This is a genomic window from Paraclostridium sordellii, assembly GCF_000953675.1.
In the GTDB taxonomy this organism is placed as follows: Bacteria; Bacillota; Clostridia; order Peptostreptococcales; family Peptostreptococcaceae; genus Paraclostridium; species Paraclostridium sordellii.
Genome location: NZ_LN679998.1, coordinates 840930 through 861498 on the forward strand (window position 1 = coordinate 840930; position 20569 = coordinate 861498).

The 20569-nt window shown below is 28.9% G+C and carries 20 protein-coding genes and 1 riboswitch; of the genes, 18 read left to right on the forward strand and 2 right to left on the reverse strand.

Annotated elements, in window-relative coordinates:
• Positions 1-60 precede the first annotated feature (60 nt).
• Positions 61-351 carry a hypothetical protein gene (locus tag ATCC9714_RS04095; protein WP_057544511.1) on the reverse strand — a complete coding sequence of 97 codons (291 nt, stop codon included), beginning with the start codon at positions 349-351 and terminating at the stop codon, positions 61-63.
• Positions 352-552: 201 nt separating this feature from the next.
• On the opposite strand from ATCC9714_RS04095, the gene ATCC9714_RS04100 reads away from it, so the two are divergent.
• The 8 genes from ATCC9714_RS04100 (at position 553) to dapD (ending at position 9297) form a co-directional block, all read left to right on the forward strand.
• Entirely contained in the window at positions 553-2076 is a 1524-nt protein-coding gene (locus ATCC9714_RS04100) for an FAD-dependent oxidoreductase (protein WP_057538307.1), read from the forward strand.
• 70 nt (positions 2077-2146) lie between these two features.
• Positions 2147-3163, forward strand: a complete 1017-nt coding sequence (locus ATCC9714_RS04105; RefSeq protein WP_077065657.1) for an asparaginase — start codon at positions 2147-2149, stop codon at positions 3161-3163.
• A gap of 2 nt (positions 3164-3165) precedes the next feature.
• Positions 3166-3885 carry a gamma-glutamyl-gamma-aminobutyrate hydrolase family protein gene (locus ATCC9714_RS04110; protein WP_057535765.1) on the forward strand — a complete coding sequence of 240 codons (720 nt, stop codon included), beginning with the start codon at positions 3166-3168 and terminating at the stop codon, positions 3883-3885.
• A gap of 64 nt (positions 3886-3949) precedes the next feature.
• Complete coding sequence (locus ATCC9714_RS04115; RefSeq protein ID WP_057544512.1) at positions 3950-5599, forward strand: ABC transporter substrate-binding protein; 1650 nt, start codon at positions 3950-3952, stop codon at positions 5597-5599.
• A gap of 316 nt (positions 5600-5915) precedes the next feature.
• On the forward strand, positions 5916-6914 hold the full coding sequence (locus ATCC9714_RS04120; RefSeq protein WP_021128728.1) for an aspartate-semialdehyde dehydrogenase: 999 nt from the start codon (positions 5916-5918) through the stop codon (positions 6912-6914).
• Between the two features lie 19 nt (positions 6915-6933).
• A complete protein-coding gene (gene dapA / locus ATCC9714_RS04125; RefSeq protein WP_021128727.1) occupies positions 6934-7812 on the forward strand; it encodes a 4-hydroxy-tetrahydrodipicolinate synthase in 879 nt (292 codons plus the stop codon).
• A 10-nt stretch (positions 7813-7822) separates the two neighbouring features.
• Positions 7823-8569 (forward strand): 4-hydroxy-tetrahydrodipicolinate reductase, encoded by a 747-nt coding sequence (gene dapB, locus ATCC9714_RS04130; RefSeq protein ID WP_021123274.1) that lies wholly within the window; start codon positions 7823-7825, stop codon positions 8567-8569.
• Between the two features lie 14 nt (positions 8570-8583).
• Positions 8584-9297 (forward strand): 2,3,4,5-tetrahydropyridine-2,6-dicarboxylate N-acetyltransferase, encoded by a 714-nt coding sequence (gene dapD / locus ATCC9714_RS04135; protein WP_057544513.1) that lies wholly within the window; start codon positions 8584-8586, stop codon positions 9295-9297.
• 148 nt (positions 9298-9445) lie between these two features.
• Here the strand turns inward: dapD and ATCC9714_RS04140 are convergent, their stop codons facing one another.
• The gene (locus ATCC9714_RS04140) at positions 9446-11110 is read right to left on the reverse strand and encodes an ABC transporter substrate-binding protein (protein ID WP_057544514.1); all 1665 of its coding nucleotides are present in this window, start codon (positions 11108-11110) and stop codon (positions 9446-9448) included.
• A gap of 358 nt (positions 11111-11468) precedes the next feature.
• Between ATCC9714_RS04140 and ATCC9714_RS04145 the strand changes: the two genes are divergently transcribed.
• From ATCC9714_RS04145 to thiT, 10 genes are all read left to right on the forward strand, one after another.
• Entirely contained in the window at positions 11469-11654 is a 186-nt protein-coding gene (locus ATCC9714_RS04145; RefSeq protein ID WP_021128724.1) for a hypothetical protein, read from the forward strand.
• Between the two features lie 419 nt (positions 11655-12073).
• A complete protein-coding gene (locus ATCC9714_RS04150) occupies positions 12074-13528 on the forward strand; it encodes an APC family permease (RefSeq protein WP_055334598.1) in 1455 nt (484 codons plus the stop codon).
• A 125-nt stretch (positions 13529-13653) separates the two neighbouring features.
• A complete protein-coding gene (locus ATCC9714_RS04155; protein ID WP_021128722.1) occupies positions 13654-13971 on the forward strand; it encodes a MazG-like family protein in 318 nt (105 codons plus the stop codon).
• Between the two features lie 213 nt (positions 13972-14184).
• Entirely contained in the window at positions 14185-14367 is a 183-nt protein-coding gene (locus ATCC9714_RS04160) for a PspC domain-containing protein (RefSeq protein WP_021123281.1), read from the forward strand.
• Positions 14368-14784: 417 nt separating this feature from the next.
• Positions 14785-15744, forward strand: coding sequence for an SH3 domain-containing protein (locus tag ATCC9714_RS04165; protein ID WP_057544515.1), 960 nt, complete (start codon positions 14785-14787; stop codon positions 15742-15744).
• A gap of 353 nt (positions 15745-16097) precedes the next feature.
• Positions 16098-17354 carry a dicarboxylate/amino acid:cation symporter gene (locus ATCC9714_RS04170; protein ID WP_021128718.1) on the forward strand — a complete coding sequence of 419 codons (1257 nt, stop codon included), beginning with the start codon at positions 16098-16100 and terminating at the stop codon, positions 17352-17354.
• A 103-nt stretch (positions 17355-17457) separates the two neighbouring features.
• Positions 17458-17561: riboswitch (TPP riboswitch) on the forward strand.
• 104 nt (positions 17562-17665) lie between these two features.
• Complete coding sequence (thiD, locus tag ATCC9714_RS04175) at positions 17666-18469, forward strand: bifunctional hydroxymethylpyrimidine kinase/phosphomethylpyrimidine kinase (RefSeq protein ID WP_057544516.1); 804 nt, start codon at positions 17666-17668, stop codon at positions 18467-18469.
• Positions 18470-18498: 29 nt separating this feature from the next.
• Positions 18499-19284: a hydroxyethylthiazole kinase gene (thiM, locus tag ATCC9714_RS04180; RefSeq protein ID WP_057544517.1), complete on the forward strand. Its 786-nt coding sequence runs from the start codon at positions 18499-18501 to the stop codon at positions 19282-19284.
• Positions 19284-19958 carry a thiaminase II gene (tenA, locus tag ATCC9714_RS04185; protein ID WP_057544518.1) on the forward strand — a complete coding sequence of 225 codons (675 nt, stop codon included), beginning with the start codon at positions 19284-19286 and terminating at the stop codon, positions 19956-19958. The genes thiM and tenA overlap by 1 nt, the downstream gene beginning before the upstream one ends.
• Complete coding sequence (gene thiT, locus ATCC9714_RS04190) at positions 19958-20560, forward strand: energy-coupled thiamine transporter ThiT (RefSeq protein WP_021123293.1); 603 nt, start codon at positions 19958-19960, stop codon at positions 20558-20560. The genes tenA and thiT overlap by 1 nt, the downstream gene beginning before the upstream one ends.
• Positions 20561-20569 lie beyond the last annotated feature (9 nt).

A 20569-nucleotide genomic window follows, 5' to 3' on the forward strand; every position in this document is an offset into this window, starting at 1 on the left:
TAATCATCTCGTCTAATCTAAATAAAAGAGGGTATCGCATTTTACGATACCCTCTTTTGTTTATTCAAATACTTTACTATCTAAGAAATTATTAAGGTTATTTTTAAATTCAGATACATTAATAGAATCTATAATCTTTTTTATAATGCTTGTATCTATTAATTCATTTACAGAATCACTAATATCAACATCCATAAATTTATTTATAGACTTACCAATTTTTGTATTGTCTATAGTATTTATTGTTTCTTTTACTTTTCCATTGTAAAAATTTTTTTGACTACAACCAACCATATTTATAGAAATTATAGATATACTTAATATTAAAAAAAGTCTTTTATTTAATCTCATTATTATCACCTCTTATATTATTTAAAAAATAATATTAACACATCAAATTTAACTAATTGTTAATCAATCCTTAAATAATTCTTAAATATTTAAAGTCATATTAAGTGTTTATTATAATTGAGAAAAAAAAGGGAACTATACAAATATAAGGTAAATTAATTTATAAGGAAGGAGAAACTAGATAATCTAGTTGAAAATTTTATGAATGAATCATATTGGATGTTAAGTTCTAAAGGCTTAGATTTTGAAAGTTTAAAAGAAGATTTAGAGGTAGATACACTTATAATAGGTGGAGGGATAGTTGGACTTACTACAGCTTATTTATTATCTAAAAAGGGAATTGAAACAGCTATAGTAGAAACAAATAAAATAGGTTGTGGAAGTTCTGGAAGAAATACAGGTAAGATTACTTCACAACATGGAATAATTTATTCAAAGATAAGAGATAAGTATGGATTAGATAGTGCAAAATTATATTATGAAGGAAATGAAAAAGCTATAGACTTAATAGAAGAAATAATAAAAGACAATAAAATAGAATGTAGTTTTGAAAGGTTGTCTTCGTATATATATGCAGATAATGAAAATTATATAGAAGAGTTAAAAGAAGAATTTAGCACTTGTGATAACCTAGGTATAAAATGTAAGTACCACGACACATTAGATATTCCTTTTGAAGTAAAAGGAGCTATAGAATTTTTTAATCAAGCTCAATTTAATCCAAAAAAATATTTAGATGGATTAACTAAAGTATGCTTAAAATTAGGAGTGAAAATTTATGAACATACGCCTATTGTAGATTATGAAAAAGAAAATATTTACAAGGTAAAAACTAAGGATCATAAAATAATAAGTGCATTAAATATTGTTATGGCTTCACATTTTCCATGGTATGATGGGCTAAATTTTTACTTTGCAAAAGAAAAAGGTGAAAGATCTTATTTATTAGGTGGAGAGTACAAAGAAAAGATACCAAGAGGTATGTATTTAAATGTAGAAGAAAATGGAATTACATTTAAAACTTATATAGGAGAAGGTAAAAAATTAATTATAGCAGGTGGAGGAGACCACAAAGTTGGACAATGTAGCAATGAAGAAGCTATTTACGAAAAGTTAAAAACTAAACTAGGAGAAAAATTTAAGGTAAGTGAATTTAAATACAAATGGTCAGCTCAAGATTATATAAGCTTTGATAATATGCCATATATAGGTTATGTAAATAAAAGAGAAGATAATGTTTATGTAGCAACAGGATTTTGTAAGTGGGGAATGAGCAATGGAACATTAGCTTCTATTATAATAAAAGATTTAATGTGTTATAGGAAATCTGACTATGAAAATATATTTAAACCTACTAGAGCAGGAAGCTTATTAACTACACAGTTTGTAACAGAAAATTTAAATGTAGGTAAAGAGTATATAAAAGGAAAATTTAAAGTTGGAGATACAGATTTTAATGTAGATAAAGGAGAAGGAAAAGTAGTTAATGTAGATGGTAAAAGGTGTGGAGCTTATAGAGATAGTGATGGAAAGTTATATATAGTAGATATAACATGCACTCATTTAGGCTGTGAATTAACTTTTAACTCTGCTGAAAAAACATGGGACTGTCCATGTCATGCATCTAGATTTGATTATAGGGGAAATGTAATTGAAGGTCCTGCTCTTAAAAACTTAAATAGATACGATGATGAAAAAAATGATGTAAACCCTAAATTAATTTAAAAATAAAAGGACTAATTAAATTATAGATAAATATATATATAAAAGAATAGATTTAGGGGGGAGATTGAACTTGAACAAAGCAATAGAAGTAACTAGAGGCAGTTTAATTGAATGTACTCATAGTGTACATATAGCTGTAGTAAATTCAGAGGGGGACCTTATATATTCTCTAGGAAATCCTAAAAAAGTAATATATGCAAGATCATCAGTAAAACCAATACAAGCTATACAAGTCTTAGAAACTAAAGCAGATAAAAGATTTAATATAAGTGATAGAGAAATATCTTTTATGTGCTCATCTCATTCAGGAGAACCATATCATGTAGAGTGTACCAGAGAAATATTAAAAAAAGCTAATATAAGCGTAGATAAGTTAAACTGTGGTATACATGTCCCTGGCAATAGTCAAATATACAAAGAATTAATAGAAAGTAAAGAACCTTTAACTCAAGAACATAATAATTGTTCTGGAAAGCATAGTGGAATGTTAATATCTGCTAAAAATTTAAATGAAGATTTAGATACATATCTAGATATAAATCATCCAGTTCAACAAAGAATTTTAGAAAACATATCTTTTGTTTGTGATTACAATAAAGAAGATATAATAATTGGCATCGATGGATGTGGAGCACCAGTTCATGCTATGCCTCTAGAGAAATTTGCTTATGGATTTTCAAGATTAGCAGATTCAAAAAAGTTAGGTCAAAAAGAAGAATATGTAAATAAAATAACATCGTCTATGATGAAGTACCCTGAAATGGTTGCAGGAAGAGATAGATTTTGTACTGCACTTATGAGAGTTTGTGGAGATAGAATATTTGGTAAAGCAGGAGCACAGGGAGTGTATTTAGTTGGAGATAAAAATAATAAACTTGGAATAGCTATAAAAGTTGATGATGGATCAGGTCAAGCAACTGCATGTGCTACTATGGAAGTTTTAAGACAACTTAAATTAATAAATGAAAAAGAATTAAAAGAACTAGAAAAGTTTGCAAACCCAAAACTATTAAACGCACGAAAAGATATAATTGGAGAAATGAGACCAAATTTTAAATTAAATAATTTAGTTAATGCGGAGGGGTAAAAATGAAGCCTTTAATAGGAGTATTGGGAAGATTAGCCACTATAGATTCAGGAGCATTTAATGGTCTTGAAAGAGTAAATCTTACAAATGCTTATGTAAATGCAATTGAGAAAGCTGGAGGGGTACCAATTGTTATTCCGGCAAATACAAATAAAGAAAATATAAAAGCACAAGTAAGTGCTATGGATGGAATAATTATATCTGGTGGGGATGATGTAAATCCAAATATATATAAAGAAGAGCCTTTTAAAGAACTTGGATATGTAAATCCAACATTAGATGAATTTGATATAGAAGTTATAAATGTAGCTTTAGAATTAGATAAACCAATCTTTGGAATATGCAGAGGTTTACAAATGCTAAATGTAGCTTTAGGGGGGAGTTTATATCAAGACTTAAAATATATAAAGGGAAGCCACATAAAACATAATCAAGAAACTAAGACTTATCTAGGAACTCATAGTATAGATATAAAAGAAAATTCAATATTAAAAGATATAATAAAGGGCAAAGTTTTAGTAAATAGTTATCACCACCAAAGTATAAAAACTTTAGGGAATAACCTAAGAGTAATAGCTTATTCTAATGATGGAGTTATAGAAGCTGTTCAAAAAGAAGATAAAAAGTTTGTTGTTGCAGTTCAGTGGCATCCAGAATTAATGGTTGATAGTTGTGAATATATGCTTAATTTATTTAAAGCTTTCGTAGATGCTTGCAATTAAAATATAAGGAATAAAATATACTTTAAGTGAATATCCTTGTTAATAAAAAAATTGGGGGGATGCTATGCACTTAAAAAAGAAAGTATCGACTTTAGCAAGTATATTTATTGTTGGTTTAGCTTTTAATGTAGGGTGTTCAAGTAATGGAAAATCAGGTTCAAATGTAGAAGCAAGCTCAGATGAAGTAATGGGGAATTTAAATGCAAGAAAAGCTATAGCTATGGCTGTAGACAAAGATAATTTTGTAGATGTAATACTTAATAACGGATCAATATCAGCTAACTATTTTATACCTAAAAATTTAGCGCTTGATGAAAATCAAAAGGACTTTAGAGATACAGTCAAAGATGTAGGGTATACTCATGATGATGAAAAAGCAAAAGAAGAGTGGGAGAAAGCTAAAAAAGAAATAGGATTTGATAAAGTTACTTTAGAAATGGTTTTATCAGATACTGAAATGAATAGAAAGCTTGGAGAATATGTGCAATCTGAGTTAACCATATTAGAAGGATTAAATTTAGAAATAAAACAAATGCCTTATAAACAAGTTACACAAGCACATTCAAAAGGAGATTTTGATATAAGTTTTAATGGATGGGGACCTGATTATCCAGACCCACTAACGTATTTAGGAACTTTATCAAAAGGTCAGATTTATTCAGTTGCTACTGGCTATGAAAATAAGGAATATAATGACCTTTTGGCAAAGGCTAAAAACTCAACAGATATAAAAAAAGCTTGGGAGTTATTTGCAAAAGCTGAAAAAGTTTTGTTAGATGATGCTTATATATCTCCAATGTATCAAAGAGGAGTGTCTTACCTTCAAAAGGATTATGTAAAAGATATAGCCGTTGCAACTTTTGGACCTAAATATTCTTATAAATGGGCAGATGTAGATAAAAAAGATAAAACTTTAAACATAACTAACTCAGCAGATATAACAAGTTTAGATGCAGCTAAGATAAGAGATTCTCTATCAAGAGAAGTAACTCTAAATGTTATGGAAGGTTTAGTTAGAATGGATAAAGATTTAAATGTAGTTCCTGGAGTGGCTAAAGAATGGAAAATGTCTGAGGATAAAAAAACATGGACTTTTGAATTGAGAGAAGATGCTTATTGGAACAATGGAGAACCTGTTACTGCAAAGGACTTTGAATATTCATTTAAGAGAACATTAACGCCATCTACAGCTTGTGAAAATTCAAGTGTATTTTATGATATCGTTGGAGCTGAGGATTATAACATGGGGAAAAATAAGGATATAAATAGTGTAGGAGTAAGGGCACTAGATAATAATACACTTGAAATCAAACTTGTAAGACCTGTAAATTACTTTGATAAATTAATGTGTCATCCAATATTCTCCCCACAAAATCAAAAATTTGTAGAAGAAAAAGGAGATACTTTCGGAACAAGTATAGAAAATACTTTATTTAATGGTCCATTTATATTAAGTTCATGGAAGTTAGAAGACCAGTATAGTATGGAAAAAAATTCAAATTATTGGGATAAAGATGCTGTTAAGTTAAATAAAGTGCATACAAAAATTATAAAAGATAATAATAGTTTATTAAATTTATATGAAACAGGAAATATTGATAGAGTAACTTTAACATCTGAAAATGTGGATAAATACAAAGACAGTAGTGAATTTGGAGTAGAAATGGATTGTATAACATATTTTTTAATGTTAAACGGAGGAAATCACAAATAAAAGTAAAAGCCGATAGATATTAAATATCTATCGGCTTTTACTTTTATTTGTGATGTATTCAAATTACATGAATTATACCATATTTATTAAGTGTTTGCAATATAATAAGGTTATCTATTTAAATCACTAAATATACATCAAAGTCATAATATAACATATAGAGGATGCTAACATGGACATTAATGCTTAAATTAAAAAAATTATTGCTATTAATGCTATGTTTATATACTAGATATTGATATTTAAAATAATATATAATAAAATTACGTATATATTATTGGATAATGAAATTTTAAGTGAAAAGAGGCGCATAGAAATGAAAAAAGTAAACGTTGCGATAGTTGGAGCCACTGGTATGGTTGGAAGAACTTTTTTAAAAGTATTAGAAGAGAGAAATTTCCCAATAGATAATTTATACTTATTTTCTTCAGCTAGATCAGCAGGATCTAAAGTTGAATTTAAAGGAAAAGAATATACAGTAGAAGAACTAAATGAAAATTCATTTGATAGAGATATACAAATAGCACTTTTCTCAGCAGGGGGAAGCATAAGTGAAAAATACGCACCAATAGCAGCATCAAAAGGTGTAGTTGTTGTAGACAATTCAAGTGCGTGGAGAATGGATGAAAATGTACCTTTAGTAGTTCCTGAGGTTAACCCAGAAGCTGTTAAAGAACATAAAGGTATAATAGCAAATCCAAATTGCTCTACTATACAAGCAATGGTGCCATTAAAACCTCTTAATGATAAGTACAATATAAAAAGAATAGTATATTCAACATATCAAGCAGTATCAGGTTCTGGGGTAAAAGGAACTAAAGACTTAGAAGATGGAATAAAAGGATTAGAAAATAAATTCTATCCACACCCTATAGCATATAACTGCTTACCACATATAGATGTATTTATGGATAATGGATATACAAAAGAAGAAATGAAAATGATAAATGAAACTATGAAAATTTTAAATGACTATGATTTAAAAATCACAGCAACTACAGTAAGAGTACCTGTGGTAAATGGACATAGTGAATCTATAAATGTAGAGTTTGAAAAAGATTTTGATATAGAAGAATTAAAGGCTTTACTAGCAAACTCACAAGGGTTAGAATTAGTAGATGATATAGAAAATAATGTATATCCTACAGCTTTTGAACTTAGTGGAAGAGATGAAGTATTTGTAGGTAGAGTAAGAAGAGACTTTAGCGTAGATAACGGTATAAATATGTGGGTAGTAGCTGACAATATTAGAAAAGGTGCTGCTACAAATACTGTACAAATTGCTGAACTTCTTTTAAAATATGATTTAGTATAAAAATTAGGAGGTATTGAGTATGTTATTTAAGGGTTCTGGAGTTGCTTTAGTTACTCCTTTTAACGAAGATGGTGTAGATTTTGAAAAACTTGGAGAATTAATAGAGTATCATATAGAAAACAACACAGATGCATTAATAGTTTGTGGAACTACTGGAGAATCTACAACAATGTCTGATGAAGAACAGTTTGCTGTAATAGATTTTACTGTAAAAAAAGTTAATAAAAGAATACCAGTTATAGCAGGTACAGGTTCTAATGATACTATGCATTCAGTTTACTTATGCCAAGAAGCTGAAAAATTAGGAGCAGATGGACTTTTAGTAATAACTCCTTATTACAATAAAACAAATCAAAGAGGTCTTAAACTTCACTTTGAGACTATAGCAGCTAGTACAGAATTACCAATTATATTATACAATGTTCCAGGAAGAACAGGAGTTAATATAAAGCCTAGCGTAATAGCAGAACTTGCAAAAATAGAAAATATAGTAGCTGTTAAAGAAGCTAGTGGAGATATAGCACAAGTAGCAGAAATAGCTAGATTAGTTCCAGAAGGTTTTGCAATTTATTCAGGAAATGATGATTCTATATTACCACTTTTATCACTTGGTGGAGTTGGAGTTATATCTGTAGTTGCAAATATTTGCCCAAAAGAAACTCATGATTTAGTAGAAAAATTCTTAAATGGTGATGTTAAAGGTTCAAGAGAGCTACAATTGGGTATGAAAGCATTAATAGATAAATTATTTATAGAAGTTAATCCTATACCAGTAAAAACTGCTATGAATATATTAGGATTTGAAGTTGGAGATTTAAGATTGCCACTTGCTCCTATGGAAGAAAATAATTTAAAAGCTTTAAGAGATGAACTTGTAAACTACGGTTTTGAGTTTTAGGAGGATTAAAATGATAAAGGTTATAGTAAATGGTTCACTTGGTAAGATGGGAAAAGTTCTTACTAGATGTGTAAATGAAGATAAAGATACAGAGTTAGTTTGTGGGTGTTCAATGCCAACAGGAGAAACTACTGACTATAAATTATATAATAAAATGAGTGAGATAAAAGAAGAAGCTGATGTTATAATAGACTTTTCACATTTCTCTGCACTTGATGATGTGCTAAGCTATGCACTTAAAACAAAAACACCTTTAGTAATAGCTACAACAGGATTTACTAAAGAGCAATTAGAAACTATAAAAGAAGCTTCAAAAATAATACCAATATTCCATTCTTCTAATATGTCTTTAGGAGTTAATGTAATGCTAAAACTTGTAAAAGAAGCAGCAAAGGCATTAAAGGGATTTGATATAGAAATAATAGAAAAACATCATAATAAAAAAGTTGATGCACCAAGTGGAACAGCTATAATGGTTGCCAATGCAGTTAAAGAAGTTTTACCAGAAGTTACTTATAACTACGGAAGACACGGAAGAGATGCCAAGAGAATGGAAAATGAAGTTGGTATACATGCTGTAAGAGGTGGAACAATAGTTGGAGAACACGAAGCTATATTTGCAGGATTAGATGAAGAAGTTATGATAAGTCATAGAGCTCAATCTAAAGATATATTTGCAAATGGAGCTATAACAGCAGCTAAGTATTTAGTTAATAAAGAAGCTGGATACTACAATATGGACGATATGCTAAGCTAATTAGGAGGTAACGAATGATAAATTTAAATGACGCATACGAAATAGCAAGATATATAAAGACAGTTGAGAAGAAAACTCCTGTAAAAGTTTATGTGAACGGAGATTTAAAAGCTGAGTCAACTGAAGATTACAAAGTGTTTGGAAACAACGGTTCATTCACTATAATAGGAGACTATGAGGCAATAAAGCCAGTTTTAGATGCTCAAAAGGATAAATTAGTTGATATACACATGGAATATGACAGAAGAAACTCTGCAATACCAATGTATAACTACTTACATGAACATGCAAGAATAGAGCCAGGTGCTTATATAAGAGATATGGTTACTATAGGTAAAAATGCTGTAGTAATGATGGGAGCAGTTATAAACATAGGAGCAGTAGTTGGAGAAGGTTCTATGGTAGATATGAATGCTGTAATAGGAGCTAGAGGAACACTTGGTAAAAATGTTCACCTTGGAGCTGGAGCAGTAGTTGCAGGTGTATTAGAGCCACCTTCAGCAGATCCAGTTATAGTAGAGGACAATGCAATGATAGGTGCTAATGCAGTAATACTTGAAGGTGTTAGAATCGGAGAAGGTGCAGTTGTAGCTGCTGGTTCTGTAGTTACTGAAAATGTTCCTGCTGGAGCAGTTGTTGCTGGTTCTCCTGCAAAAGTAATAAAAATGAAAGATGAAAAAACTGCTGACAAAACAAAATTAATGGACGATTTAAGAAACTTAGATTAATAATGAATATAGAAAACAAAAAAAGCCGACAATTTATTGTCAGCTTTTTTTATTGGCAAGATAAAAACTTAATTTATATAAGCTATCTTTATATATATACACTTTAATTTGAATTCTAAACAATTTTTTATAAAAAAATTATAAAAACTTACTTATTACCTTTATTATTTAGTAATAAGAAGTAAGTTTCAGCTTTTTTAGTAGTCATAAATTCTTTTGAATCTTTATACTTATCAACATTTTCAGATGTTAATCCAACAACATCTATTCCGCCTGTCTCATATAAGTTTATTGCAGCATTTGGATCTTTAACAACTTTTAGATTAACTTTATTTAACTTAACAGTATCTTTATCCCAATAGTTATCATTTTTACTTAATACACAAAGGTCATCCATTTTCCATGTAGACATTGTAAATGGTCCATTATAAACTGTATTTTCAGCAGTAGTCCCAATCTTATCAGGTTGAGCTTCTACAAATTTTTGATTTTGAGGGAAGAATACACAGAAAGACATAAGTTGGTCAAAATAATTAACACGTCTATTTAATTTAACTTGTAGTGTATTATCGTCTAATGCTTTAACCCCAACATTATCTGCATTATCAACTTTTCCATTATTATAATCACTAGCACCTTCTATATCATACATAACATATCCATATTGAGAAGCTGTTTCAGGATTTAAAGTTCTCTTCCAAGAATACTCAAAGTCTTTTGCAGTAACAGGATCACCATTAGACCATTTAGCATCTTTTCTTATTTTGAAAGTCCAAGTTTTACCATCTTCTGATTGCTCCCAACTTTCAGCCATAGCAGGAGTAGCTACACCTTTAGCATCAACTCTTGTAAGACCTTCCATAGTATTTGTTATCATATAAAAAGAATCCATATCAGATGCTTTACTAACATCTAATGTAGGAATATCTCCAGCTAAAGTTAAGTTTAATTCCTTATTAGCTTTATCAACATCAGCCCATTTATATGAGGCAGGAGAACCGTAAGTGTATCTAACTATATCTTTAACATAATCCTTTTGAAGTAACGAACTACCCGTTTGATAAAGTGGAGCTGCATAAGCTTCATCTAAGAATAACTTTTCAGCTTCTCCATACTTCTTAAAACTTTCCTCTGGAGTTTCAGCATTCTTAGCTTCTTCTATTAACTTATCGTATTCAGTATTAGAATAAGACAATCTTTGAGCATACATTCCTTGAGATGTGAATATGTCTAAAAATGTTAGTGGATCAGGATAATCAGCAGACCAACCATTTAAGTCTATATGATAATCTCCTTTAGTTGCCAACTCTAGTTTTTGTTTTAAAGGTTGTTGTTTTATTTCAACGTTGATTCCTTCTAAATTAGAGTTAAGCTCTGACTGTATAAATTCTGCTGTTTTTCTTCCAGCTTCTCCCTCATAAGATAAAAGTTCGATTGTTACATTGTCAAAGCCTAATTCTTCTTTAGCTTTTTCCCAAGCTTTTTTAGCTTCTTCATCATTTGGTTTATAACCCATATCACCAGCTACTTCTCTATAATCTTTACCTTCTTTTGTAAAAGCTAATGACTCAGGAGTAACAAATGAAACTGATTTAGAACCATTATTTAATATAACATCGGAAATTTGAGGTGTATCAATAGACATAACTATTGCCTTTCTAGCATTTTCATTTGCTAAAACTGCATATGGATCTGCAGACTTTGAAGAGCCTGAGTTACCGCCTGATGAACCAGTGTTAGAACAACCTGTTAATGCCAATATACCAGATGATGATAGAGCAAATAATAAAGCAAGTTTTTTTCTTAATACCATAAAAAGATTCCCCCCAATATATTAATTATTAAAAATAATAAGGATAAACTAAAGAAATTATTTATGATTAAAAAATTCGGATAAGTTAAATTTAAGATTAGCTAAATAAAATTAAGTGTTATGATATATTGTTAAAAATATGTTTTTTAAAATTGATAAAAAAATTTTACGAATGAATTAATATATATACTATGAGTATAGCAATGGTAAATAAAATTAGCAATTGAGAAAAATATTTTTTAATAAAGAAAAAATAATCCTTTTGACTCAATAATAAAATCTTACTTTGAATTATAACTGAATAATAATTTTTTAATAGAGGAATAATAATAAAAAAATTATTTAATGAGGTGATAGTATGGAAATGAATACACAAGATTGTCTAAAAAAAGCATTACTAGATACTCAAGAGAAAGTTAGAGATTTTATGGCATATGCTGATGTAATAGAAGATAAGGAACTAAGTAAATGCTTTAGAGAGTTTGCTAAGGTTGAAGGGTTACAAGCTCAAAAGTTACAAGAGCATATAGAAAACTTTAAGTAAATAAATAAAAAACATTAGTTTATTAAACTAATGTTTTTTATTTATTTACTTAAGTATTATTTTAATAAATCTATACAAAAATAATTAAAAATATAAATTTATAAAAATATAAAAAATTAATTGAAAAAATTTAATTAAAAAATTAATTTAAAAAAGTGAAAGGTATTTTTAATAAAAGTTCAAAAAAATTTCAATTGTTATTTTAATGACAGTATTCAATTATTTAAATTTACCTCAATAGTGAAAATTTTCCAAATATAGAACTTGCATTTTTGATAAAAAAAGACTGATTATCAGTTAATTGTCAGAAAATTTAAGAATATTTATGAAAACGATTCGATGAAATGCTGTTGACAATGAGTTTTAAAAATATATAATAGAAAACGTAATTATACAAATTTTTCGGGAGGAGAACAGCAATGTCTGATCAAAACAGAAATTTAACGTGGCAAAATATAGCTTTAATGGGATTTGTCATGGTATGGGGATTTGGAAATGTTGTAAACAACTTTGCAAATCAAGGACTTACAGTAGTATTTTCATGGATATTTATGATAGCACTATACTTTGTACCATACGCTTTAATGGTAGGAGAGTTAGGATCTGCATTTAAGGATTCACAAGGTGGAGTATCAGCTTGGATAAGATCAACTACAACACCGATGCTTGCATTTATGGCAGGATGGACATACTGGGTTGTACACGTTCCTTACTTGGCTCAAAAGCCACAAGCTTTATTAATAGCACTTTCTTGGGCTATAAGTCCATCAGGAGAATTAGCAGAAGTTTTAAAAGCTTTAAACCCTTTAATATTACAATCAATGGTTTTAGCGGTATTTTTAGTATTCTTATATATATCAACTAAAGGGGTAAAAGTATTAAAAGTTATAGGTAATATAGCTGGTATGTCAATGTTTATAATGTCATTACTATATATAGTATTAGGGTTAGCAGCTCCTGCAATAACAGGTCATGTTGCAACACCAGATATAACAGTTAAATCATTTGTTCCTAAGTTTGATTTTGCATACTTAACAACTTTATCAATGTTAGTATTTGCAGTTGGAGGATGTGAAAAAATAGCTCCATATGTAAACAATACAAAGAATCCATCTAAGAACTTCCCTAAAGGAATGTTAGTATTAGCTGGAATGGTTGCAGTATGTGCGCTTTTAGGATCTATTGCTATGGGTATGATGTTTAATGCAAATGCTATACCAGAAGATTTAATGATGAATGGTCAATACTATGCATTCCAATTACTTGGAGAACACTATGGATTAGGTAGCTTATTTGTTATAGTTTATGCTTTAGCTAATACTGCTGCTCAATTATCTGCATTAGTATTTTCAATAGATGCACCACTTAGAGTACTATTAGGTGAAGCTGATTCTAACTTTATACCTAAAGCTTTATCTAAAACAAATAAAAATGGTGTTTTAGTTAATGGATATATAATGACTGCTATATTAGTTTCTACTTTAATAGTAGTTCCTGCATTAGGTATAGGTAATACTAATGAATTATTCAACTGGTTACTAAAATTAAACTCAGTTGTAATGCCAATGAGATACCTATGGGTATTCTTAGCTTACATGGGTCTTAAGAAGATGAGTAGCAAGTTTAAAACAGAGTATAAGTTTATAAAAAGTAATAAGTTTGGATTTATAGTAGGAGCTTGGTGTTTTGGGTTTACTGCATTTGCATGTATAATGGGTATGTTCCCAACAGATGTAGCTGCATTTAGCTCTGAGTGGATATTTAGAGTTTCACTAAATGTTATAACTCCATTAGTATTAATGGGAATAGGATTAATACTACCTGTTATAGCTAAGAAAACTAATGGAAACAGTGAAAATAAACAAGCTAGTTAACATATAAATGAGTGAAGAATTCTTCACTCATTTTTTTTATGTGTTTTATAAATTAATAAAATATTGTAATCTATAATTATTAATATTTAAATTAACAACTTGTTTAATAAGAAAGAGGTATATTTATGAAAAATGATTCATTAGTAAATTTTAAAGAAATAGAAAGCCTAACAAAGCTTGATAAAAAAACATTAGTAGAAAGAACTTTAAAGCTTTCTGAAGAAGTAGGAGAAGTATCACAAGCTGTTTTAAGCTACTCAAAGGCTTGTGGATGTGAATATAAAAATAAAACTAAAGAAGATGTAGTTGAAGAGTGTCTAGATGTAATAATAGTAGCTAGTTCAATAATAAGTCAAAGTTGTGAAAATAATGTAGATTTAGAAGAAGTAAAAAAAATATATGATAAGAAACTATCAAAGTGGAAAGAAAAATGCCAATCTTAAAAACTAAGTATACACATAATTATAGTAATTAACATAAATATTACAAAGTTTAATAGTATTTTAGATAGATAAACTCATTTCTATAAAGTAATACTATATATACTTATTAAATAAATCTTCATAATATGCATAATAAATTAAAAAAATAAAGGTATCAATATGCATATTGTCAAAATATATTTATAAAAGTATAAAGTAGATTGGAGATGAGTTATGGAAAGAAAAATGTATCTATCTGAATCAGACTCGGTATTAGGTGGAGTTTGTGGAGGAATATCTGAGTTTTTTGGATTTAACTCTACAACGCTTAGAATAGTGTTTGTCATATTTGTAATATTAGGCGGAGGGTCTGTAGCATTTTACATAGCACTTTTGTTTCTTATGCCTAGAAAATAAATTAAACATATAAGAGGTTATATAAAAATAGTATTTTAATTAGGGTTGATATTTATCCTGATGATATTATCTTTGTATAGCCTTTTTTAATGCTTTTATTAAAATTTTATATGAAAAAGTTACAAAACTATAAAGATTACAAAAAATTAAAAAAATTTTTTGATTTAAATTTATATATATAACTATTTATAAAACTCTGAAATTCCAATGTATTGAGCTTGTAACAAATTGTAACTCTTTTGTAACCCTTTTAAGTTTTTTTGTGCTTTAGGTGTTTACAAACAAACAAAAATGTATTACCATTAATAACAACTTGAAAATAGTTACGAAAAAGTAACAAAGTTAAAAAATATGGATAAGACAAAACAATATAATTAATAATATATAATTTTATTTGGTTAAATAGGGAGGAATTTTATGAGTATGAATAAAAGAGCACAAAAATCATTGGTATTAGCATTAGGATTGGTAGTTGGTGGTTTATATGCATCAACAAATAATATATACGCAGCAGAAAAAGAAATAGTAACTGCACAATCATTAAACGTAAGAAAAGGACCATCTGTAGAAAATGATAGAGTGGGATCATTAGATAGAGGAATGGTTGTTGAAATATTAGAGTCTAACAATGGATGGAACAAAGTTAAGCTTTCAAATGGAGAAGAAGGCTGGGTAAATGGGGATTACACTGCTAAAGAAAAAGGTACAGTAACTGCAACTAAATTAAATGTAAGAAAAGGACCATCTGTAGAAAACGATAAAATAGGATTATTAGATAATAATACAGTTGTTGAAATATTAGAAGATCAAGATAACTGGTATAAAATAAAATTAGATGATAACCAAGAAGGTTGGATTTCTGGAGATTATGTATTAACAGAATCTCAAGCAAATGAGCAAGCTAAAAAGCAACAAGTAAGTAAAAAATCTCAAAATAATAAAGAGGTTAAAGAAGTTAAAGCTGCAGCTGTAAGTGAAAATACTGCAAATAATACTGTTGAGCAAAAAAATGATACAGCAGTATCTGAAACAAGTCAAAATAATACAGCTACTAAGCCTGAAGAAAATACTCAAAAAGAGGAAACAACAGCTTCTAACAACAATAATACAGGTCGTTTAATGACTGTTAATGCAACTGCATATGCAGGACATACAATAACTGCTACAGGAACAACTCCAAAGTGGGGAACAATAGCAGTAGACCCTTCAGTAATACCTTATGGAACAAAAGTATATATACCTAAGTTTGATATGGTATTTACAGCAGAAGACTGTGGAGGAGCTATAAAAGGTAATAAAATAGATATATTCATGAATAGTGAAGCTGAGTGTAACAGCTTTGGTAGACAAAATATAGAAATACAAATATTAGGATAATTAAAAACAGAAATTGATCTAAAGGTTTAAGGGATGATTTTAAATAAAACGGTATTAAGTAATTTTACTTAATACCGTTTTTTATTTTTGCAAATAAAACCAAATAATCGTTATCCTATGAACTATAATAAAAAAATACTAGTAATAGTTTGATATTTAAGTTTTTTCAGTAAATTTAAAAAATTATATAAGGTAATAAAGTGATAATGAAGAATAAAATAAAGTCTGATAGGAAAATACTTAAAAAAATTAAGAAAAAAGCTTTATAAATTATATAAAACTTTAAAAAATTACACAAAATGCGGGTTTTAATGTATAATATAAATATAATAAAGAGACGGAGGACATAAAATATGAGGAAACTTGGATTAACTAGCAAAATTTTAATCGGACTATTTTTAGGTATGTTATTTGGTATAATTCTTAGTAAAATGCCAGGAGGATATATAAAAGATACTTTATTATTAGGTGGATTTATAAATGTTATCGGAAGTGGATTTACAAAAGCTATAAAGATGATGGTAGTGCCTTTGGTATTTGTATCTTTAGTTTGTGGAGTATCTGCAATGGAAGATATAAAGAAACTTGGAAGAATCGGATTTAAAACTATGGGATTTTATTTAACAACTACAGCTCTTGCTATATGCGTATCTTTAGCTTTAGGAGCAATGTTAAAGCCTGGTGCAGGACTTGATTTAGGAACAGTTGCATCTCAAAGTACCACAATAGCTAAAAATCAGTCTTTATCGGAAATAGTATTAAACATAATTCCTTCAAACCCAATAGAATCTTTTGTAAAAGGAGAAATGTTACAAATAATATTCTTTGCAATGCTTACAGGAATTTCAATGAGTTTAGTTGGTCAAAAAGCTCAACCTTTAAAAAATATATTTGAAAGTGCAAATGAAGTTTGTATGAAGATGGTTGGCGTTATAATGAATTTTGCTCCATTTGGAGTATTTGCTCTTATAACAAATACTTTCGCAACAGTTGGTACACAAGCTATCGGTTCATTAGTTAAGTATATATTAGTAGTTTTATTTGGGCTTTTAATACATGTTGTTGTAGTTTATGGAGGTTCACTTAAAATATTTACTAAATTTAGTTTTATAGATTTTGCTCGTAAGTTCACTAAAGTAGCAGCAGTTACTTTTTCAACAGCTTCAAGCAATGCATCTGTACCAGTAAGTTTAGAGCTTATGGAAGAAATGGGTGTAAGCAAGAGTATACGTTCGTTTACTATACCTATGGGAGCTACTATAAATATGGACGGAACAGCTATAATGCAAGGTGTAGCAGCATTATTTATAGCTCAAGTTTATGGAGTTAACTTAGGAATAAATGATATGTTAACAATAGTGTTAACAGCAACATTAGCATCAGTTGGAACAGCAGGTGTTCCGGGAGTCGGAATGATAATGCTATCTATGGTTCTTCAATCAGTAGGACTTCCACTTGAAGGAATCGGACTTATAATGGGAGTTGAAAGAATAATAGATATGTTTAGAACAACAGTAAACGTAATGGGAGACAACACTTGCACATTAGTTGTTGCAAGTAGTGAAAAGGAATTTGAAGAAGATTCTATAAGAGAAGTAGAAGTAGCTTAATAAAAAAACACCCCCTCAATATAAAATATTGAGGGGGTGTTTTTTATATAAACTTTTTGTTGACATATGTATAAACTAAGCTATAATAAAATTGTAATCTAAAATGAATAGCTAGGGGTGCCTTATGGCTGAGAGATGAATTTTTATTCATTAACCCTCAAACCTGATCTGGATAATGCCAGCGTAGGAAAGCTTTACTTAATATACAAATGAAATTTATTTGCATAGAAATTTAAGGCCATATTCCTACATAGGAATATGGCCTTTTGTTATTAAATGAAACTTACAAGAACTATAAGGGGGACTACAAAATGGAAAAATACAAAATACCAACTCTTACAATAGCAGGTTCTGATTCATCAGGAGGAGCTGGGATTCAAGCTGACTTAAAAACCTTCAGTGCTATAGGAACCTATGGAATGAGTGTTATAACTGCTATTACAGCTCAAAGTACACAAGGAGTATTTTTAGTAGAAGACTTAAGTAAGGAAATAATTAAAAAGCAAATAGAGGTTGTATTTGATGATATACCACCTAAAGCCGTAAAAATAGGTATGGTATCAAGTCCGGAAATAATAAGAGTTATAGTTGATACTCTAGGTAAGTATAATCCTAAAAATCTAGTAGTAGATCCAGTTATGATTTCTAAAAGTGGATATTCACTTTTAAAGCCAGAAGCTAAAGAGAACTTAGTTAAGTATCTTATACCTAAAGCGTACATATTAACACCTAATACACTAGAAGCAGAAGAAATAGCAGGAATTAAAATAAATAATCTAGATGATATGAAATTAGTTGGAGAAAAGATTTTAGGATTAGGACCTAATTATGTTCTTATGAAAGGTGGTCATTTAGATGGAGATGCAATAGATGTTTTAATTGGAAAAGATACTTTTGAAACTTATAAGAGTGAAAGATTAGATATGAAAAATACTCATGGGACAGGTTGTACATTATCTTCTGCTATAACTGCATACTTAGCACTAGGATTAGATGTTAAGGAAGCGGTTTTGGAAGCTAAAAAATATATAACAAATGCAATAAAATATAGTTTTGACATAGGCAAAGGTGTAGGGCCTGTACATCATTTCTATAAATTTGATTTAAATAAATAATAAACTAAGGTAAACGGGGGAGATAAAATATGTTTAATTTATTAAGTAAAGTAAGAGAGGTTAATCCATTAGTACTTCATTATACAAATGAAGTAACTATAAACGATTGTGCAAATATAACACTTGCTTTAGGTGCAAGTCCGCTTATGAGTTATTCTTATGAAGAAATCGAAGAGATAATTCCAATTGCAAGTTGTGTTGTTATAAATATAGGAACAATGAATTCATCACATACAGAATTATTTTTAAAGGCTGGAAAAATTGCTAATAAATTTAATAAACCAGTTGTATTAGATCCAGTAGGTGTATTTGCTACTAAATCGAGAGCCTTATTAGTAGAAAAGTTATTAAACGAAGTTAAGTTTGATGTTATAAAAGGAAATGCATCAGAGATAAAATACATAGGTGGATTTGATGTAAAGGGAAAAGGTGTAGATTCTTTTGAAGAAGATGAAAATATAGATGACATAATAAAAAAAGTAGCTAAAAAATTAGAATGTGTAGTAGCTTCAACAGGAAAGATTGATGTTATAACTGATGGAGAAAAAGTTATAAAGATTGACAATGGATCTTCAAAACTAAAAAGTATAACAGGAACAGGATGTATGAGTGCTAGTTTAATAGGAAGTTACTTAGGAATTAGTGAAAATAAATTAGAATCGGCTAGTATGGGTATTCTTACAATGAGCTTATGTGGAGAACTAGCAGATAAAGACAACATAGGGATTGGAAGCTTTAAGGTAAGTTTAATGGATAATATATATAGCTTAAATAAAGAAACATTAAATAAATTCTCTAGGGTGGAGGTGCTTTAGTGAAGTTTACAGATTATTTATTCGATGAAGTTAAAGATATATGGGAAAGCTACTTAAATCATCCTTTTGTAAAGGAAATAGGAGAAGGAACATTACCAAAAGAAAAATTTAAAAGCTATCTTATACAAGATTATTTATATTTAAAAGAGTTCTCAAAGGTATTTGCAATGGGAATAGTAAAATCAGCAACTATTAAGGAAATGAAGTTTTTTAATAGGGCGGCAAAAGGGTCAATGGAAGATGAAGCTGCTATACACATAGATTATATGAAAAAACTAGATATACCGCCAGTAGAAGCAGAAAAGTGTGAACTTGAAATGGTTTCAAGTAGTTATACAAGTTATATGCAAGCAGTAGCTTTAACAGGTGGAGTAAAAGAAATAGTAATGGCAACTCTACCTTGTAACTGGAGTTATAACTATATAGGACATTACTTATATGAAACATACAAAGATACTTTAGATACAAACTATTATAAAGATTGGATAAAAATGTATGCAGATAATGAATTTGATGAATTATTAAAAGAATGGTTAGATTATACAAACAATTTATGTAGTAATTTAAGTGAAGAGGAAATGAAAAAACTTACAGAAATATTTATAAAATCTAGCTTATATGAATTAGATTTTTGGAATATGGCATATGAAAAAGTAAAAGAGGCGAGTATTTAATGACAAGTATATTAATAATTCTTATAAGTATAGGATTATTTTGGGTTTATATAAAAGATATAAACAAAACTAAGTTTACGACAAAGGAAATAGTTGTAATAGCTATGTTTAGTGCAATATCTTTTATATTGTATATGATACAATTTATAAAATATCCACAAGGTGGAGGAATCACATTATTTTCTATGTTGCCTCCTATGCTATTAGCTATATTATATGGAAGATGTGCAGGTGTTACAGGGGGATTAGTGTTTGGATTATTAAAACTGTTAAATGGCGTATATGTAGTTCATCCAGCACAGTTTATACTAGATTATTTATTATCTACTATGGCACTTGGACTAGCAGGAGAATTTGGAACAGATAAAAAGATTGATATTGTAAAAGGTTGTTTATTTGCAAGTGCTTTAAGTGTAATAGTAAATATAATTTCAGGTGTAGTATTTTTCGGCCAATATGCGCCAAAAGGAATGAACATATTATTATATTCTTGTATATACAATATATCTAGTTCTGGAGTTGAAGGAATACTTTCAACTATAATATTAGTTTTATTACCAATAAAAAGATTTCAAAAAGTTTTAAAGGTATCTAAAAACTAGAAGGAGATA

Excerpts from the sequence above, each read along its gene's own strand:
- ATCC9714_RS04095 (WP_057544511.1), bottom strand. The coding sequence starts at position 351 with ATGAGATTAAATAAAAGACTTTTTTTAATATTAAGTATATCTATAATT.
- ATCC9714_RS04100 (WP_057538307.1), top strand. The coding sequence starts at position 553 with ATGAATGAATCATATTGGATGTTAAGTTCTAAAGGCTTAGATTTTGAA.
- ATCC9714_RS04110 (WP_057535765.1), top strand. The coding sequence starts at position 3,166 with ATGAAGCCTTTAATAGGAGTATTGGGAAGATTAGCCACTATAGATTCA.
- ATCC9714_RS04115 (WP_057544512.1), top strand. The coding sequence starts at position 3,950 with ATGCACTTAAAAAAGAAAGTATCGACTTTAGCAAGTATATTTATTGTT.
- ATCC9714_RS04120 (WP_021128728.1), top strand. The coding sequence starts at position 5,916 with ATGAAAAAAGTAAACGTTGCGATAGTTGGAGCCACTGGTATGGTTGGA.
- dapA (WP_021128727.1), top strand. The coding sequence starts at position 6,934 with ATGTTATTTAAGGGTTCTGGAGTTGCTTTAGTTACTCCTTTTAACGAA.
- dapB (WP_021123274.1), top strand. The coding sequence starts at position 7,823 with ATGATAAAGGTTATAGTAAATGGTTCACTTGGTAAGATGGGAAAAGTT.
- dapD (WP_057544513.1), top strand. The coding sequence starts at position 8,584 with ATGATAAATTTAAATGACGCATACGAAATAGCAAGATATATAAAGACA.
- ATCC9714_RS04140 (WP_057544514.1), bottom strand. The coding sequence starts at position 11,110 with ATGGTATTAAGAAAAAAACTTGCTTTATTATTTGCTCTATCATCATCT.
- ATCC9714_RS04145 (WP_021128724.1), top strand. The coding sequence starts at position 11,469 with ATGGAAATGAATACACAAGATTGTCTAAAAAAAGCATTACTAGATACT.
- ATCC9714_RS04150 (WP_055334598.1), top strand. The coding sequence starts at position 12,074 with ATGTCTGATCAAAACAGAAATTTAACGTGGCAAAATATAGCTTTAATG.
- ATCC9714_RS04155 (WP_021128722.1), top strand. The coding sequence starts at position 13,654 with ATGAAAAATGATTCATTAGTAAATTTTAAAGAAATAGAAAGCCTAACA.
- ATCC9714_RS04160 (WP_021123281.1), top strand. The coding sequence starts at position 14,185 with ATGGAAAGAAAAATGTATCTATCTGAATCAGACTCGGTATTAGGTGGA.
- ATCC9714_RS04165 (WP_057544515.1), top strand. The coding sequence starts at position 14,785 with ATGAGTATGAATAAAAGAGCACAAAAATCATTGGTATTAGCATTAGGA.
- ATCC9714_RS04170 (WP_021128718.1), top strand. The coding sequence starts at position 16,098 with ATGAGGAAACTTGGATTAACTAGCAAAATTTTAATCGGACTATTTTTA.
- thiD (WP_057544516.1), top strand. The coding sequence starts at position 17,666 with ATGGAAAAATACAAAATACCAACTCTTACAATAGCAGGTTCTGATTCA.
- thiM (WP_057544517.1), top strand. The coding sequence starts at position 18,499 with ATGTTTAATTTATTAAGTAAAGTAAGAGAGGTTAATCCATTAGTACTT.
- thiT (WP_021123293.1), top strand. The coding sequence starts at position 19,958 with ATGACAAGTATATTAATAATTCTTATAAGTATAGGATTATTTTGGGTT.